The 17,500-nt window shown below is 39.1% G+C and carries 16 protein-coding genes, 1 tRNA gene, 3 rRNA genes, 1 other RNA gene and 1 other annotated feature (2 of these 22 only partly in view); of the genes, 5 read left to right on the top strand and 16 right to left on the bottom strand.

All coding sequences use genetic code 11. The annotated features are described in order from the left end of the window. The 8 genes from JNUCC25_RS00150 to tadA form a co-directional block, all read right to left on the bottom strand. A 16S ribosomal RNA gene (locus tag JNUCC25_RS00150) occupies positions 1–110 on the bottom strand (it extends 1,442 nt beyond the left edge of the window). A gap of 291 nt (positions 111–401) precedes the next feature. Next, positions 402–671: a pro-sigmaK processing inhibitor BofA family protein gene (locus tag JNUCC25_RS00145; RefSeq protein WP_013081328.1), complete on the bottom strand. Its 270-nt coding sequence runs from the start codon at positions 669–671 to the stop codon at positions 402–404. 116 nt (positions 672–787) lie between these two features. After that, positions 788–1,012 carry a YaaL family protein gene (locus JNUCC25_RS00140; protein ID WP_013054840.1) on the bottom strand — a complete coding sequence of 75 codons (225 nt, stop codon included), beginning with the start codon at positions 1,010–1,012 and terminating at the stop codon, positions 788–790. Between the two features lie 14 nt (positions 1,013–1,026). Continuing rightward, positions 1,027–1,623: a recombination mediator RecR gene (gene recR / locus JNUCC25_RS00135; protein WP_013054839.1), complete on the bottom strand. Its 597-nt coding sequence runs from the start codon at positions 1,621–1,623 to the stop codon at positions 1,027–1,029. A 15-nt stretch (positions 1,624–1,638) separates the two neighbouring features. Then, a complete protein-coding gene (locus JNUCC25_RS00130; RefSeq protein ID WP_013081327.1) occupies positions 1,639–1,959 on the bottom strand; it encodes a YbaB/EbfC family nucleoid-associated protein in 321 nt (106 codons plus the stop codon). Between the two features lie 19 nt (positions 1,960–1,978). Then, positions 1,979–3,667 (bottom strand): DNA polymerase III subunit gamma/tau, encoded by a 1,689-nt coding sequence (gene dnaX / locus JNUCC25_RS00125; protein WP_029325238.1) that lies wholly within the window; start codon positions 3,665–3,667, stop codon positions 1,979–1,981. 130 nt (positions 3,668–3,797) lie between these two features. Next, an RNA gene (gene ffs / locus JNUCC25_RS00120) (signal recognition particle sRNA large type) lies at positions 3,798–4,062 on the bottom strand. Positions 4,063–4,164: 102 nt separating this feature from the next. Then, entirely contained in the window at positions 4,165–4,635 is a 471-nt protein-coding gene (tadA, locus tag JNUCC25_RS00115) for a tRNA adenosine(34) deaminase TadA (protein ID WP_013054836.1), read from the bottom strand. 79 nt (positions 4,636–4,714) lie between these two features. Between tadA and JNUCC25_RS00110 the strand changes: the two genes are divergently transcribed. The 4 genes from JNUCC25_RS00110 to JNUCC25_RS00095 all read left to right on the top strand — a co-directional run bounded on the left by JNUCC25_RS00110 (position 4,715) and on the right by JNUCC25_RS00095 (position 8,074). Continuing rightward, the gene (locus JNUCC25_RS00110; RefSeq protein WP_029325237.1) at positions 4,715–5,257 is read left to right on the top strand and encodes an isochorismatase family cysteine hydrolase; all 543 of its coding nucleotides are present in this window, start codon (positions 4,715–4,717) and stop codon (positions 5,255–5,257) included. Between the two features lie 56 nt (positions 5,258–5,313). Beyond that, positions 5,314–6,615, top strand: coding sequence for a glycoside hydrolase family 18 protein (locus tag JNUCC25_RS00105; RefSeq protein WP_013054834.1), 1,302 nt, complete (start codon positions 5,314–5,316; stop codon positions 6,613–6,615). Between the two features lie 143 nt (positions 6,616–6,758). Continuing rightward, positions 6,759–7,394, top strand: coding sequence for a deoxynucleoside kinase (locus tag JNUCC25_RS00100; RefSeq protein ID WP_028410386.1), 636 nt, complete (start codon positions 6,759–6,761; stop codon positions 7,392–7,394). Further along, on the top strand, positions 7,394–8,074 hold the full coding sequence (locus JNUCC25_RS00095) for a deoxynucleoside kinase (protein WP_013054832.1): 681 nt from the start codon (positions 7,394–7,396) through the stop codon (positions 8,072–8,074). The genes JNUCC25_RS00100 and JNUCC25_RS00095 overlap by 1 nt, the downstream gene beginning before the upstream one ends. Positions 8,075–8,194: 120 nt before the next feature. Here the strand turns inward: JNUCC25_RS00095 and JNUCC25_RS00090 are convergent. From JNUCC25_RS00090 to guaB, 6 genes are all read right to left on the bottom strand, one after another. After that, a tRNA-Ser gene (locus tag JNUCC25_RS00090) sits at positions 8,195–8,287 on the bottom strand. Positions 8,288–8,398: 111 nt separating this feature from the next. After that, complete coding sequence (gene serS / locus JNUCC25_RS00085; protein WP_013054831.1) at positions 8,399–9,676, bottom strand: serine--tRNA ligase; 1,278 nt, start codon at positions 9,674–9,676, stop codon at positions 8,399–8,401. 52 nt (positions 9,677–9,728) lie between these two features. Continuing rightward, positions 9,729–9,941: a binding site (T-box leader), on the bottom strand. Positions 9,942–9,998: 57 nt separating this feature from the next. Next, the gene (gene pdxT / locus JNUCC25_RS00080) at positions 9,999–10,586 is read right to left on the bottom strand and encodes a pyridoxal 5'-phosphate synthase glutaminase subunit PdxT (RefSeq protein WP_013081320.1); all 588 of its coding nucleotides are present in this window, start codon (positions 10,584–10,586) and stop codon (positions 9,999–10,001) included. Between the two features lie 21 nt (positions 10,587–10,607). Then, positions 10,608–11,495, bottom strand: a complete 888-nt coding sequence (pdxS, locus tag JNUCC25_RS00075; RefSeq protein ID WP_013054829.1) for a pyridoxal 5'-phosphate synthase lyase subunit PdxS — start codon at positions 11,493–11,495, stop codon at positions 10,608–10,610. A 190-nt stretch (positions 11,496–11,685) separates the two neighbouring features. Beyond that, entirely contained in the window at positions 11,686–13,041 is a 1,356-nt protein-coding gene (locus JNUCC25_RS00070; protein ID WP_454222644.1) for a serine hydrolase, read from the bottom strand. Positions 13,042–13,191: 150 nt separating this feature from the next. Beyond that, a complete protein-coding gene (gene guaB / locus JNUCC25_RS00065) occupies positions 13,192–14,658 on the bottom strand; it encodes an IMP dehydrogenase (protein ID WP_013054827.1) in 1,467 nt (488 codons plus the stop codon). Between the two features lie 116 nt (positions 14,659–14,774). Here guaB and JNUCC25_RS00060 point away from each other — a divergent pair, with 116 nt between their 5' ends. Beyond that, positions 14,775–15,740 (top strand): YaaC family protein, encoded by a 966-nt coding sequence (locus JNUCC25_RS00060; RefSeq protein WP_029325233.1) that lies wholly within the window; start codon positions 14,775–14,777, stop codon positions 15,738–15,740. Positions 15,741–15,766: 26 nt separating this feature from the next. Here the strand turns inward: JNUCC25_RS00060 and rrf are convergent. Beyond that, positions 15,767–15,882: ribosomal RNA gene (gene rrf, locus JNUCC25_RS00055) — 5S ribosomal RNA — on the bottom strand. 109 nt (positions 15,883–15,991) lie between these two features. Further along, positions 15,992–17,500: ribosomal RNA gene (locus tag JNUCC25_RS00050) — 23S ribosomal RNA — on the bottom strand (it continues 1,427 nt past the right edge of the window).

The following is a 17,500-nucleotide window of genomic DNA, read 5'->3' as shown; positions in this document are numbered from 1 at the left end:
CCGTCCGCCGCTAACGTCATAGAAGCAAGCTTCTAATCAGTTCGCTCGACTTGCATGTATTAGGCACGCCGCCAGCGTTCATCCTGAGCCAGGATCAAACTCTCCGAAGAAATGTTTGACTTGCTCAATTTAAAAAAATAAAAAATTAACGTTGACGTTTACTATTTCGTTCAGTTTTCAAAGAACTCTTGTCTCAAGGCGACTTTCTTATCTTACCACCTCAAGAATAACTTGTCAACAACTTTTTCATTAAGTTATTTTCGAGTTATTTTTTTGTTGTTGTCTTAGCGACGTATATAAATATAACATCTGTTAACTTGTTGGTCAACAACTTTTTCAAAAAAAATAAAAGTTTTCTCGAAAAGATTCCAGAAAACTTTTATTTTGGATATTCCTCCAAATTATAATATGAAATTATTAATAACAAGTAAGGCAGCTATTCCTGGAATACCTAAAATAGCTGAAACAATGGCTGTGGGGAAATTAATAGGGATATGAATACCAAACTGTACGCCAAAAATGTTAATAAAGAAAAGCAGCAGAACGCCAATGATAAGCTTAATCGATAAATTTCCAATGACTCGAAGCATTTTTTCAACACCACCTGTTACTAAGAGTAGAATGATTAGTCCTATTAAAAAAGACACAACTACAATGGGATGATTTAGCATGTTGCCTCCTTCTTAAAGCAGATAAGTTATCTTATATGTATGTCCAAGCATTCAAAAAAAGCACTATTTCACGGAGGGAAATCCTTATTTTATAAAGACAACAAAACAGGATGCCTCTATGACATCCTGTTAATTGAAATATTTCGATGCTTGGCTTCTTTTAATAGAAAAAGATACTTCATTTTGGCTAATCGAATATCTACCATTACCTCTTCTGAAGGATCTACACTTCTTTCTACCATTGAAGTTTTGTGACTCCATTCCTGCTTTACTTGCATAAAAGTCTTCACAAATTCATCATCGTACTCTTTGCGTAACCAACCTTTTCTTTTAAAAAACATATGCAAGTACCTCGTTATACTTCTCTTCTACCTTCTAGGGCTTTAGATAATGTTACTTCATCTGCGTACTCAAGATCTCCTCCAACGGGTAACCCATGAGCAATTCTAGTAATTTTAATTCCTGTCGGCTTTAAGAGCCTAGAGATATACATAGCCGTAGCTTCGCCCTCTATATTCGGGTTAGTAGCTAAAATCACTTCTTGAATCTCGTCATCTTGAAGTCTTTTTAATAACTCTGGTACTTTGATATCTTCAGGCCCTATTCCTTCCATAGGTGAAATTGCGCCATGCAGGACATGATACAAGCCGTTATATTCTTTCATTTTCTCCATTGCAATGACATCCTTAGGGTCTTGCACGACACATACCACATTTCGCTCTCTGCGCTGATCTTGACAAATGTAACAAGGATCTTGATCTGTGATATGCCCGCAAACTGAACAATAGGTTAAATTTCGCTTCGCATTGACTAATGCTTTTGCAAAATCTAATACTGTATCTTCTTTCATAGATAAAACAAAGAACGCTAAGCGAACAGCTGTTTTTGGACCAATGCCGGGTAACTTCATAAAACTATCTATAAGCTTTGATATTGGTTCTGGATAATGCACGTGGCAACCACCTTATTAAAGTCCTGGAATATTTAAACCTTTTGTAAATTGACCCATTGTGTTATTTGTTAAATCGTCCATTTGTTTTAATGCGTCATTTGTTGCTGCTAGTACTAAATCTTGTAGCATTTCAATATCTTCAGGATCTACTACATCCTCTTTAATATTTACATCAATTACTTGTTTCTGACCGTTAACCACAACTGTTACCATTCCACCGCCAGCTGTACCTTCAACAGTTTTTTCAGCTAACTCTTCCTGCGCTTTTTGCATATCTTTTTGCATTTTTTGCATTTGTTTCATCATTTTTTGCATATTGCCCATGCCTTTCATCATATGAACATTCCTCCTAAATTTACTCTTGAATTTCGATTAAGTCTTCTCCAAATAGCTTTTTCGCTTCTGCAACCACAGGGTCTTCCTCCTGTGGTTGACCTGATGACCCATCACTTTGCTGTCCTTGAAGAAACTCTTCTCTTACTTTATCCCATTCGCTTTCTGGAATTGCAACCATTTCACGCTTGCTGCCAATTAAAGTATATAAGATATTCTCTAAATTATCACGTACATTGTTGTTATTTTCAGAAGCCATTTTGCAATGAATTTCATATTTAAATTTAAGTATAAATGATTGATCTGAAGACGCAACTGGTTCACTGTTAGATAACAACGCTGCATGTGAAGCTTTATTTTGTTGTTTCAATGTGTCCAACACCTGCGCCCAAGATCGCTTAATCGTTTCTAAATTCTGCCGAGTGGCATTTTTTAGAACTTCATTTACCTTCCCAACAGGCGTTTTGTACTGACTTCTGGACTGTCTTGTCTGTTTTTTCTCTGTTTGCGCTGCCTGAGCTGTATGATCAACTTGAATACCTTTTTCTTTTAACTGCTGCAGTTCTGCTTCCATTTGATTCATTTTTTGCAAAATGTCTTGATATGGAAGAGTATCCTCTTGTTTTGTAGAACTTTGAGCTAATTTTACTAAAGCTACTTCAAGTAGCACTCGAGGATGATTGCTCCATTTCATCTCTTGCTGAGTTTGGTTCAATTCAGCAATGACTTTATAAATAAAGGCACTATCCATTTTTGAACTGAGTTCTTTAAACTCTTCGTTAACCGCTGCTTTTTCAAGTAAATATGCATTTTCTTCAGAAGCTTGATAAAGCAGAACATCACGATAATAGAAGATGAGGTCCTCTACAAACCTCGCTGGATCTTTTCCGTTTTTGATCAAACTTTCAACAGAGTCTAGCGCTTCTACGATGTTTTCATTAAAGATAGCTTGGACGATCTTCACAATAAAAGCCTGTGATACTGCTCCTGTTATGGATAGAACATCCTCTAAGCTCACCTTCTCCGTACTATACGAGATGGCTTGGTCTAAAAGACTAAGTGCATCACGCATGCCGCCTTCTGAAGCTTTCGCAATTTCGTAAAGAGCATCCTCGCTTACTTCTAGCTCTTCAGAACCCAATACTTCCTTCATTCGATATACGATATCTTCTGGCGAAATGCGTTTGAAATCAAAGCGCTGACATCTAGAGATAATCGTTAATGGAATTTTATGCGGCTCTGTTGTAGCTAAAATAAAGATAACATGTGCAGGAGGTTCTTCTAACGTTTTTAATAAAGCGTTAAAAGCTCCAATTGAAAGCATATGAACTTCATCAATAATGTACACTTTGTATCGAACAGCACTAGGTGCATATTTTACTTTATCACGGATATCTCGAATTTCATCGACTCCATTATTAGAGGCTGCATCAATTTCAATTACATCCGAAATGGAACCATCAGTAATTCCCCGACAAGTTGCACATTCATTACAGGGTTCAGCAATGGGTGCTTTTTCACAGTTAACGGCTTTCGCTAAAATTTTAGCAGCTGTTGTCTTTCCTGTCCCTCGAGGTCCAGAAAATAAATACGCATGCGAAAATTTCTCTTGGACAAGGGCATTTTGAAGTGTTTTGATAATATGTTGTTGACCGACTACGTCGTTAAAGCTTTGAGGACGGTATACACGGTACAGAGCCTGATATGCCACTACATCCTCTCCTTTTAATATAATTCATTAGTTATCATTATAGCGTATTATGAGGTTTTTTTTCAAAATAGTGAGAGATAAAATAAAAAGCCTACTCCAACAGAGTAGACTAAACTTATGTATATAACTGCCGTGCACCTTCCGTCGATTAGCCACCCCAGGCGTTACTTAAGCAGTTAGCTCGGTTCAGGCGACCCCATGGCACATGAGAGGTTCTGCTTACTGCTGCTTCCTTCCGGACCTGACAGGGTTCACAGATTCCCATTGCATAGGACCCAAACGTCAACACCACTTACTTAAGGCAGGCCCTAAGATGAGCTAACCTCAAGAAGGAATTCGGCCTCGCTAGAGCGGATTGCGAGTACAGGGCACCGCTACCTCCCCGCTTAGCACGGCAAAGTTGAAACCAATAGTTTGGGCATCAAGTTGATGCATTTACAAGTATACGTCTTTTCATTCAAAAATGCAACCGCTATAGAAAACTTACTTTTTTGGCGCTATTTTCCAGCCTTTTTTCGTTGACGCAACTCACGAAAAAAGGTCGTTAAGAGGCTCCCGCATTCTTCTTCTAACATACCTCCTACTACTTGTGCTTGGTGATTAAACTTTTCAAACTCTAATAAGTTTAACAATGTTCCCGCGCAGCCACCTTTAGGATCATAAGCGCCAAACACAACTCTTTTCACTCTTGATAATACAATAGCACCTGCACACATCGGACATGGTTCTAAGGTGACATATAACGTAGCGTCTTCTAATCTCCATGTTCCTAGTTTCTTACATGCTTCATCAATTGCTAAAAGTTCCGCATGAGCAACTGATCGCTGTTCTGTTTCTCGTAAGTTATAAGCTGAAGCAACTACCTCGTCATTTTGAACAATAACTGCTCCAATGGGAACCTCTAATTTATCTTTGGCTTTTAATGCTTCATCAATTGCCAACCTCATATACTTTTCATCATTTAACACTTTTTATCCAACCTTACATATTATATTTTTTCTGAGTCAAACTATTTACTATGTACATCAGGAAAAGGAGAGACCTTATGTGAAGAACGCTAAAACTGCTTTAATTATTATTGATATGCTAAACGATTTTCAATTTAAAAACGGCAAAATACTTGCTGAAAAATCTTTAACAATTGCTCAAAACATTTCCAAATTAAAACAATATGCCTCGTCTCAACATATCCCTATCATTTATGTCAATGACCACTATAAGCTATGGCAAGCAAACTTAGAAACCATTTTAACACACTGCACAAATGAGATAAGCTCACCCATTCTACATCACATTTCACCACAAAACGCTGATTACTTTTTAATTAAACCAAAGCATTCTATCTTCTATGGGACAGCTTTAAATATTTTGCTATCACAGCTCGATGTGCATACACTTATTTTAACAGGAATTGCGGGAAATATATGCGTGCTTTTTTCAGCCAACGATGCTTATATGCGTGAGTATAACTTAATTGTGCCTGAAGATTGTATTGCTTCAAACGCAGATGAAGACAATACCTTTGCTTTGAGAATGATGCATAACGTATTAAATGCTCGTATTTGCAAACATACCGAGTTGATGAATTAAGTAAAAAGCCTTCTCATATGATGGAAGTAAGTCATATGAAATGGAGGCTTTTTATTATGCAAATTTACACTGTTAAAGCAGGTGACAGTATATATAGTATTGCAAAACAGTTCCGCATTGACGCAGGGAAAATTATAAGAGCAAATGAATTACCTAATCCAAATCAACTCGTCATCGGGCAATCTATGGTTATTCCAATCAACGGTACTTACTACACAGTAAAAGCTGGGGACACTATATGGAAGGTAGGAAGAAAATTAGGCGTTAGCTATCAGGCTATTGCCAATGCGAACAATGTTTCAGTTACAGCACCCTTAACACCTGGCCGCCGCATCTTAATTCCCCCTTCCCCCAACAAAAGAAACGGTGAGTTTTTAGGGTATGTTGAAACAAGCAATCGAAAAATCACTCCTCAAACAGAGAAAATGATTAATCAAAATGCAAAATACCTTACTTATCTCGGGCCAGCGAACTTCGAAGTGCAAAAAGACGGTTCTCTAAAGGCACCTCCACTTAACAATTTAGGTTCTATTGCTAAAGAAAATGACGTCATTTTCTTAATGGTATTGGCTAATATTGAAAACGGCGCATTCAGTGACGAAGTCGGCCGAGCAATTTTAAATAATAAAGACGTTCAAGATACGCTCTTAAATAATATTGTAAAAACAGCGAAAGAACAAAATTTCAGAGACATTCACTTTGACTTCGAATTTTTGCGTCCGGCAGATAAAGAAGCCTATATTGCATTTTTACAGAAAGCAAAAAAGCGTCTTCAAGATGAGCAACTTCTTATGTCTGTCGCTTTAGCTCCGAAGACAAGTCGAGATCAAAAAGGCAAATGGTATGAAGCACATGATTATAAAGCCATTGGAGAGATTGCTAACTTCGTTGTTCCGATGACATACGAATGGGGATATAGCGGTGGGCCTCCTATGGCCGTCTCTCCTATTGGTCCCGTACGTGATGTTTTAGAATATGCAGTATCTGAAATACCTAGTTCAAAAATTATCATGGGCCAAAACCTATACGGTTACGATTGGACACTTCCTTACAAACCAGGAGGAGAATATGCCAAAGCCATTAGTCCTCAACGAGCTATTGAGTTGGCAGCTCGCTATAAAGTAGCTATTCAATACGACAATAAAGCACAAGCTCCTTTCTTCCGGTATAAAGATGAACAGCAGCGCACCCACGAAGTATGGTTTGAAGACGCTAGGTCTATTCAGGCCAAGTTTGATTTAATCAAAGAATTAAAACTTAGAGGAATGGCTTACTGGAAACTAGGCTTAGATTTCCCGCAAAACTGGCTCTTGATTGAAGACAACTTCAAAATTACAAAAAGAGTGACACAGCCATAAATAGGGAAAGCTTACTGTTAACAGTAGGCTTTTTGTTATTCTTCTTACTGAAAGAAATTTCTTTTCCCCTTATTCTCCTTCTCTATGTTAAAATATTTTTTGTCTGTTTTTTTTGAACGAGTGGTCATGAAGGAGGCAAATGAATGCAAGGCACACCTTTTATTTCAGTAGAAGGACCCATCGGTGTCGGAAAAACCTCTCTAGCTAAAGAGATTGCACAAGCATTTCAATTCGAAATTTTAAAAGAAATCGTAGATGAAAATCCATTTCTTGGGAAATTTTATGAAAATATCAACGAGTGGAGTTTTCAAACCGAAATGTTTTTTCTATGTAATCGATATAAGCAGTTGGAGGATATTCAAAAAGGGTTCTTATCTTATAAAAAACCTGTTGTAGCAGATTATCATATTATGAAAAACATGATTTTTGCTGAGCAAACGTTAAAAGATGAACAGTATAAAAAATATGTACAAATCTTCCACATCTTAACGGCTGATATGCCAGCTCCGAACATTATTATTTATTTAAATGCCAGTTTAGATACCTTGTTAAAGCGTATTAAAATGCGCGGAAGAGAAATTGAACGAAACATCGATCCTCACTACCTTGCGAGGCTAAGTGATGATTATGAAAAAGCTATGACGGCGTTTGAACAAAATAACCCTGATGTAACCATTTTACGTTATGACGGTGATGAAATAGATTTTGTACAAAATAAACAACACTTAAATAGAATCTTATCAGAGGTTCAAGAGAGTATGTTAAAAAGGAGTATGTAATGGTAAACTTACGATCGAAATACAACATTCCTAATGATGCTGTGTTGACGATAGCGGGCACAGTTGGAGTTGGGAAATCTACAATGACTCAATCATTGGCTGATGCTCTCCAATTTCGCACATCGTTTGAAAAAGTAGATTCCAACCCTTACCTGGACAAATTTTATGGGGATTTTGAACGTTGGAGCTTCCACCTACAAGTGTATTTTCTAGCGGAACGCTTTAAAGAACAAAAGAAAATTTTCGAGTATGGCGGCGGCTTCATCCAAGACAGATCCATTTACGAAGATACCGGTATTTTTGCTAAGATGCATTTTGAAAAAGGAACGATGTCTAAAGTAGACTATGAAACATATACAAGCTTGTTCGATGCAATGGTTATGACTCCATATTTCCCTCATCCGGATCTGCTCATTTATTTGGAAGGCAGCTTCGAAGATATTGTAGATCGCATTCAAGAAAGAGGGCGACCAATGGAACAACAAACGCCTCTTGATTATTGGAAAGAGATGCACGCCCGATACGAAGACTGGATTAATAACTTTACGGCTTGTCCTATTCTTCGTTTAGATATTAGAGAATACGACCTTATCAAGGATCCTGATTCAATTGAATCAATTGTTGAAAAAGTGGCTCGCTTTTTACAACATAATGAAAAGCTAAAACGTCGTCATCTATAAAAAAATGCCGCTTTAATAGATAAAGCGGCATTTTTAACAAATAAAAAACCGTTACTTATAAGTAACGGTTTTCCAATCTCCAATTTATCGCGCTATGTTAATTGCATTATAAGTCAAATATGGCGGAGGAAGAGGGATTCGAACCCCCGCGGGCTTTAACACCCCTGTCGGTTTTCAAGACCGATCCCTTCAGCCGGACTTGGGTATTCCTCCGTATCGACAAGTATTAATTTATCATATACAAATAATGAAGTCAACTCTTTTATTGATTTTTTTAAAAAAGATGTTCATTAAGAATTAATTCTTAATGAACATCTTCTACTTTTATTTAGAAATAAATTCTTTATTTCCCATATATGGACGCAGCACTTCTGGAATTTGAATTGATCCATCTTCCTGCTGGTAGTTTTCTAAAATTGCAGCTACCGTACGGCCAATTGCTAAGCCAGAACCGTTTAGTGTATGAACATGCTCTGGTTTTGCTTTTGTATCACGGCGGAAGCGAATATTAGCACGGCGAGCTTGGAAGCTCTCAAAGTTTGAACATGAAGAAATTTCACGATACGTTTCATAACTTGGAATCCAAACTTCAATATCATACTTTTTGGCTGCTGTGAAACCTAAGTCAGCTGTACACATGCTTAGAACTCGGTAAGGTAAACCTAATAGTTGAAGAACCTTTTCAGCATGGCCCGTTAATTTTTCTAATTCATCATAAGAATCTTCTGGCTTAACAAAGCGAACAAGTTCTACTTTATTAAACTGATGCTGACGAATAAGACCACGTGTATCTCTTCCTGCAGAGCCTGCTTCTGAGCGGAAGCAAGCACTATACGCTGTATAAGCAATTGGAAGCTGATCTCCGCTTAAAATTTCATCACGATGTAAATTTGTAACTGGTACTTCAGCTGTAGGAATTAAGAAATAATCTTCTTCTTTAATCTTGAATGCATCTTCTTCAAATTTAGGAAGCTGCCCTGTTCCTGTCATGCTTGTGCGATTCACCATATATGGAGGAAGAATTTCTTCATAACCATGCTCATCCATATGTAAATCCATCATAAAGTTAATAAGAGCACGTTCTAATCTTGCACCTAACCCTTTATAAAATACAAAGCGGCTTCCCGTTACTTTCGAAGCTCTTTCAAAATCTAAAATATTTAAATCTGTTCCTAAATCCCAATGCGGTTTTGGTTCAAAATCAAATTGTTTAATTTCTCCCCATTTGCGAACTTCTACGTTATCATCTTCAGTTTCACCTACAGGCGTACTTTCATGTGGAACGTTAGGAATTGAAAGCAGCAATAGTTCTAATTCTTCTTCAACGCTGCGAAGCTCTTCATCCAATTGCTTTACGCGATCTCCTACTTCACGCATTTCAACGATTAAATGATCAGCATCTTGTTTTTCACGCTTCAATTGTGCAATTTGCTGTGATACTTCATTTCGCTTGCTTTTTAACTCTTCTGTTTGAGCAATTAGCTCACGGCGTTTTGCATCTAACTCTTCAAAGCGACCTAAGTCCGTTAAGTCCTCACCACGAAACTTGAGCTTTTCTTTTACTTCATTAAAATTAGCACGTAAAAATTTTAAATCTAACATACTTAGTACCTCCTTTAGTATAAAAGGGCAAAATAAAAACTCTCATCCCCATGAAAGGGACGAGAGTTTACCCGCGTTGCCACCCTAATTGAAAGCTAAAATAAGCCTTCCTCTTAAACCAGATAACGGATGAACCGAAACTGCCTACTACTTTTTCGACAGCTTGCTCCAGGACGGATTCATAAGAATTGATTATCGATTCACACCAGCCATCGACTCTCTTGAAATCAAAAATCTTATTACTATTTCCTATCAACGCTTTATACCAATATCATTTTTATTAATCATAATGTACTACAAGTCTTTACAAGATGCAATTCATTTATACAGGTTTTTTTGAAGCTTCTTCAACCATTGCTACAAAATACTGTGCCATGCGAGCATCATCTGTCAATTCTGGATGAAACGAACATCCCAAGAATTGACCTTGTCTTGCCGCAACAATTCGGTCGTTATGCATTGCTAAGACTTCAACGTTTTCTCCTACTTCTACAATATGCGGAGCGCGGATAAATACGCCTATAAAATCTTCACCGATATCTTTAATATTTAGGGCAGCTTCAAAGCTATCCCGTTGACGCCCAAACGAGTTGCGAGCTACCGTAATATCCATAACACCTAAATGGGGCTCTTCACGGTCAACGACTTGTCCTGCGAGTAAAATTAAACCCGCACACGTACCAAATACCGGTTTACCTGCTTGTGCAAACTGGCGAAGAGGTTCCATGAAGTCATATTTGTCGATCAGACGACGCATTGCTGTGCTTTCGCCGCCCGGTAGGATTAAACCATCTATTTCGTTTAGCTGTTCAACTTTTTTTATGATAATGGCTTCAGCGCCTGCTGCTTCTAATGCTTGTGCATGCTCGCGAAAGGCACCTTGTAATCCTAACACGCCTACTTTTACCATTTTGTCAAAACTCCCTTTAAATTACCATCCACGCTCTTGCATGCGGTTTTCTGGTAATAATGATGAAATTTCAATCCCTTTCATTGCACTTCCTAACCCTTTTGATAAGTTTGCAATAAGCTCATAGTCCTGATAATGTGTTGTTGCTTCCACGATTGCTCGCGCAAATTTTTCAGGGTTGTCTGATTTGAAGATTCCTGATCCAACGAACACGCCGTCTGCTCCAAGCTGCATCATTAACGCTGCGTCTGCGGGTGTTGCTACGCCGCCTGCTGCAAAGTTTACAACCGGTAAACGGCCTTCACGTTTAATTTGCAGTAATAGCTCATAAGGCGCACCTAATAGTTTAGCTTCTGTCATTAACTCGTCTTCGTCCATGCCCACAACTTTACGTACTTGAGCGTTTACTTGACGCATATGACGTACTGCTTCCACGATGTTTCCTGTCCCTGGTTCGCCCTTTGTACGAAGCATTGCAGCTCCTTCAGCAATACGACGAGATGCTTCGCCAAGATCACGGCAACCGCACACAAATGGAACCGTAAATGTATTTTTATTCAAATGAAACTCCTCATCAGCTGGAGTCAACACTTCACTTTCATCGATGTAGTCTACACCCATCGCTTCTAGCACGCGTGCTTCAACAATATGGCCAATACGAGCTTTTGCCATAACTGGAATGGACACAGCATTCATCACTTCTTCAACAATTGTTGGGTCTGCCATACGAGACACGCCGCCTGCTGCACGGATATCAGCTGGAACACGCTCTAATGCCATAACAGCAACAGCGCCTGCTGCTTCTGCAATTTTTGCTTGCTCTGCATTGATAACGTCCATGATAACGCCACCTTTTTGCATTTCCGCCATTCCTCGTTTTACACGATCAGTACCTGTAATGTTATTCATGTTTGTCTTCCTCCTGTATCAAGTGTTTCACAATAATTTTTAGTGTATATACAAAATTCAAAACTTAGTGTCTATTTTACCGCATTTTTCGGAAAATTCCTATCTAATTTATAGATTATATACAAACAAATCTAAAAATAAAAAGAAGAGATACTCTCTTGTAGTATCTCTTCTTTCTCTTGAGTTATCATTAAAACCAGTTATTCACTGTATTTGCAGCATTCATCCAAATATCACTGAAGAAGTTGCCAATACTGCGGATAGCGAGAGAGAACCATCCAGCTTTTTCAACAGATTCGTTTGTCACAACCGGCGTCATGCTATCTGTAGTTTGACCTCCTACATAGCCTAAATCTTTAAGATTGCTGTTTGTTGCACTCACATAAGCAACTGTTTCTCCTTTTTTAATAGGAGCAACAACTTTTTGATCGTTCATAACTTTATCGTTTAACTTAAAGTTGATTTTAGTATGATCTTTTTGACCTTTTTCGGTAATAATCTTTACCGAATTCTTTGGAGAAACGGAAGCTTCTTTTGATTTTCCTTTAGCAACATCAATTGTTTCATGCCCTTTAATCTCGCCGTTAGCAGGCACTACTTCTTTTAACTGAAAATGACTAAAAGCATAATCCAATATCTTTTTCATTTGGGAAAAACGAGCAGCTTCCGTAGACTTGCCGTTTTCCTTAGCATTCATTACAACTGTTATGTATCTTACCCCATTACGCTCTGCAGTCCCAGTGAAACATTGACCTGCAAAATCTGTATGGCCAGTTTTTAAACCGTCTACGCCGCTGTAGGCAGCTGAAAAACCTGGGAGCATCTTATTCCAATTGTTCATTTTTGTTTCGCCTTGTTGCCCTTGTCTAAACATCTTAGAAGGAGTTTTAGCTACTTCCAAAGATTCTGGATAATCATGAATTAAGTGATAAGCAAGGGTAGCAACTGCCCGAGCCGATAGAAGGTTCTCATCTTCTTCCTTCGTTCCTTTTGGATACATTCCTTTTAGCAAAGAATTAGAAAGACCTGTGGAATTGACAAATTTTGATTCACCCATATTTAATCTTTTTGCAGTTTCGTTCATTAACTTAATAAAGTTTTCTTCGGAACTGCTGACAGCTTCAGCTAAAGCAATCGCAGCTCCATTAGCTGAGTAAATAGCCATGGCATCATATAATTCTTTCACCGTGTATTTTTGGTTTTCAATTAACGGTACATTCGATAATCCATAATCCTGAGAAATTTTAGCTGCATATTTACTAACTGGCACACGTTGATCCCAAGATAATTTCTTATCTTTTATGGATTCTAATACTAGGTATTCCGTCATCATTTTTGTCATGCTTGCAATACCTAATAAAGCATCCGTATTTTTCCCGTATAATACTTTCCCCGTACTTGCCTCTACTAAGATCGCTGCATCTGCTTCAACGCCAATATCATCTGTTTTAGGAGCAGCTGATGCTTGTGTAGAGACAAAAAATACGCTGGCCATTAACATAACAGCAATGACACAAATTAATTGTTTCTGTACTGCGTTTCTCACTCTATACCCTCCAAACGTAAACTCACATAAATGTAATTTTATCATACTAAAATTTAAAAAAATAGATAAAGAAGTACTGTTACATTCGTGATCAATGACATAAAAAACACGTTTCCCTAATAGGGAAACGTGTTTTTTAAACATTCATGATTATCTCATAGAATAGTTAGGAGATTCTTTTGTGATTTGTACATCATGTGGGTGGCTTTCTCTTAAACCTGCTCCAGTCATACGAATGAATTGTGCCTGTTCACGTAACGCTTCTAAGTTAGCTGAACCACAGTAACCCATTCCTGCGCGTAAACCGCCAATCATTTGATATAAAGTATCTGCTACAGGTCCTTTGTAAGGCAAACGGCCTTCGATACCTTCTGGAACTAATTTTTTATTATCTTCTTGGAAGTATCGATCTTTACTTCCTTTTTCCATGGCTCCTACAGAGCCCATTCCACGGTACACTTTAAAGCGTCTACCTTGGTAGATTTCTGTTTCTCCAGGACTTTCGGTCGTTCCTGCTAGAAGGCTTCCTAGCATTACTGTATGTCCACCAGCTGCAAGTGCTTTTACGATATCTCCAGAGTATTTAATACCGCCATCTGCGATGATAGCTACACCGTGCTTACGAGCTTCAGTTGCACAGTCATATACTGCTGTAATTTGTGGAACGCCTACACCGGCTACAACACGAGTTGTACAAATTGAACCAGGTCCAATTCCTACTTTTACTACGTTTGCTCCCGCTTCAATTAATGCTTTTGTACCTTCAGCAGTTGCTACGTTACCAGCAATAATATTTAACTCTGGATATGCCTCGCGAATGCTGCGTACCGTATCTAAAACGCCTTGTGAATGTCCATGCGCTGTATCAATAACGATAACATCAACGCCAGCTTGTACTAATTTTTCGATACGAACATTTGAATCAGCTGTTACGCCAACAGCTGCTCCAACTAATAATCGACCTTGTTGATCTTTAGCTGCATTTGGAAACTCAATTACTTTTTCAATGTCTTTAATTGTGATAAGACCTTTTAATACGCCATTGTCATCTACAAGAGGTAACTTTTCAATTTTGTATTGCTGTAGAATTTTCTCTGCTTCTTCTAAAGTCGTTCCTACTGGAGCAGTAACTAATTCTTCTTTTGTCATTACATCAGCAATTTGCATTGAATAATCTTGGATGAAACGCAAGTCGCGGTTTGTAAGGATTCCAACTAGTTTTTGTTCTTCTTCGTTGTTGACAATCGGCACACCTGAGATACGATATTTGCCCATTAAATGTTCAGCAGCAAATACTTGGTTTTCAGGAGTTAAAAAGAAAGGATCCGTGATAACACCACTTTCAGAACGTTTTACTTTATCAACTTGTTCTGCTTGCTGTTCAATCGACATGTTTTTGTGAATGATACCTAAACCACCTTGTCTAGCCATCGCAATAGCCATTTCAGCTTCTGTAACTGTATCCATTCCTGCACTGATGAACGGCACCTTTAATTTTAATGTTTTTGTTAGTTCAACACTCATATCAACGTCTTTAGGTAGTACCTCAGATTTTGCTGGCACCAGTAAAACGTCATCAAATGTTAAGCCTTCTTTAGAAAATTTGCTTTCCCACATTATAGAATCCTCCTTTAAACGACAGAATATTATTAGTAGATTAACAAGCAGATATGTACCTGTCAATAACTTCACTAGATATCAGATAATTCTAATAAAAAGAAAAGGTGATTTAGTTGCATAAATTTAATGATGTTTGGACGTCCTACAATTTATTTTTCTCCGTTCCTTTTGTACAAGACTTTTTAAAAAAGCGCTATCAAAAATTGAATTATAGCGATGCAGAGCAACATAGCTTTAAAAACAGTTACCCATTTATTTATTATTTGGAACACAGTAAAAATTATTATCAAGTTGCGGCACAATCTCCTGTATCAGTTCAACCAGTTTTATTATTTTATGGAATGTCACAGCTGTTAAAAGCCTGTTTGTTAACGCAAAACCCAGTATATCCAGAAAATACGGCGGTGTTAGCACATGGAGTATCAACACGAAAAAGAAAAAAACAAAGTTATGATTTTTTAGATGATGAAGTTAAGATCCAAAAAAACGGTTTGTTTTCACAAGTAGGAGAAGAATTGTTTCATGTGAAACAAATGGAAGGTAGTAAATATACGATGAATTATCTGTTGTCGTGCGTACCGGAATTAGATACATTATTTTTAAATTTGGGTACTAGGTCATTTTCCCATTTAACAACTATTGGATCGCTTCCAGCTACCTCTTTGTCTATTCCTGAACAAGTTACACGGTGTTATCATATGAATCACGAAAGGCTCTACTCTTTTTTAAAAGAGCGTTCCCGCCTATCATTGTCTCTGTCAGAAGATCAGGTATGTATTCTTGATCCTTCAAGCTGTTTATATAATTGTTCACCTTTTATGTACAATTTCCAAAATAACACGCTGCATGCACCTTTGGAAAAAGATAGCTGCTTATATTTCCCTGAGATGTTGGCACATTACTTATTACTTTATAATTTAAGTATGATTTCACGTTATGAAACAGAGTGGTGGTATGAATTATTGCATACATACTCTTCGAAAGATTACCCATTTATCTTGAGGTTCCTTGAAGTTACGGCTCAAAAGATTCCTTACTTAATTTCTTGTTACTTAAATGAACATACAAAAAAAGACTAGCTATTTTAGCTAGTCTTTTTTCAAGTGCCTGGCAACGTCCTACTCTCACAGGGACAAAGTCCCAACTACCATTGGCGCTAAAGAGCTTAACTTCCGTGTTCGGTATGGGAACGGGTGTGACCTCTTCGCTATCGCCACCAGACATATTATATTATACATGATTTTCAAAAGAAAACAAGACTTTTTTGAAAAGTTTTGTTCTCTCAAAACTAGGTAACAGTTTGCTGAGTAAAGCTTACGCTTTTAAAAGTTTGGTTAAGTCCTCGATCGATTAGTATCAGTCAGCTACACATGTCGCCACGCTTCCACCTCTGACCTATCAACCTGATCATCTTTCAGGGATCTTACTAGCTTGCGCTATGGGAAATCTCATCTTGAGGGGGGCTTCATGCTTAGATGCTTTCAGCACTTATCCCGTCCACACATAGCTACCCAGCGATGCCTTTGGCAAGACAACTGGTACACCAGCGGTGTGTCCATCCCGGTCCTCTCGTACTAAGGACAGCTCCTCTCAAATTTCCTACGCCCACGACGGATAGGGACCGAACTGTCTCACGACGTTCTGAACCCAGCTCGCGTACCGCTTTAATGGGCGAACAGCCCAACCCTTGGGACCGACTACAGCCCCAGGATGCGATGAGCCGACATCGAGGTGCCAAACCTCCCCGTCGATGTGGACTCTTGGGGGAGATAAGCCTGTTATCCCCGGGGTAGCTTTTATCCGTTGAGCGATGGCCCTTCCATGCGGAACCACCGGATCACTAAGCCCGACTTTCGTCCCTGCTCGACTTGTAGGTCTCGCAGTCAAGCTCCCTTGTGCCTTTACACTCTACGAATGATTTCCAACCATTCTGAGGGAACCTTTGGGCGCCTCCGTTACATTTTAGGAGGCGACCGCCCCAGTCAAACTGCCCACCTGACACTGTCTCCCGGCCCGATCAGGGCCGCGGGTTAGAATTTCAATACAGCCAGGGTAGTATCCCACCGACGCCTCCACCGAAGCTAGCGCTCCGGCTTCTCAGGCTCCTACCTATCCTGTACAAGCTGTACCAAAATTCAATATCAGGCTACAGTAAAGCTCCACGGGGTCTTTCCGTCCTGTCGCGGGTAACCTGCATCTTCACAGGTACTATAATTTCACCGAGTCTCTCGTTGAGACAGTGCCCAGATCGTTACGCCTTTCGTGCGGGTCGGAACTTACCCGACAAGGAATTTCGCTACCTTAGGACCGTTATAGTTACGGCCGCCGTTTACTGGGGCTTCGATTCAGAGCTTCTCCCAAAGGATAACCCCTCCTCTTAACCTTCCAGCACCGGGCAGGCGTCAGCCCCTATACTTCGCCTTGCGGCTTCGCAGAGACCTGTGTTTTTGCTAAACAGTCGCCTGGGCCTATTCACTGCGGCTCTCTCGGGCTATACACCCTACCAGAGCACCCCTTCTCCCGAAGTTACGGGGTCATTTTGCCGAGTTCCTTAACGAGAGTTCTCTCGATCACCTTAGGATTCTCTCCTCGCCTACCTGTGTCGGTTTGCGGTACGGGCACCTCCCGCCTCGCTAGAGGCTTTTCTTGGCAGTGTGGAATCAGGAACTTCGGTACTATAATTCCCTCGTCATCACAGCTCAGCCTTTATGATGAGCGGATTTGCCTACTCATCAGCCTAACTGCTTGAACGCGCATATCCAGCAGCGCGCTTACCCTATCCTACTGCGTCCCCCCATTACTCAAACGGCGGGGAGGTGGTACAGGAATATCAACCTGT

The sequence above is a fragment of the Priestia sp. JNUCC 25 genome (genome assembly GCF_053667915.1).
Note: the sequence above shows the minus strand (reverse complement) of the source record. Positions and strands in the feature narration are given on the sequence as shown.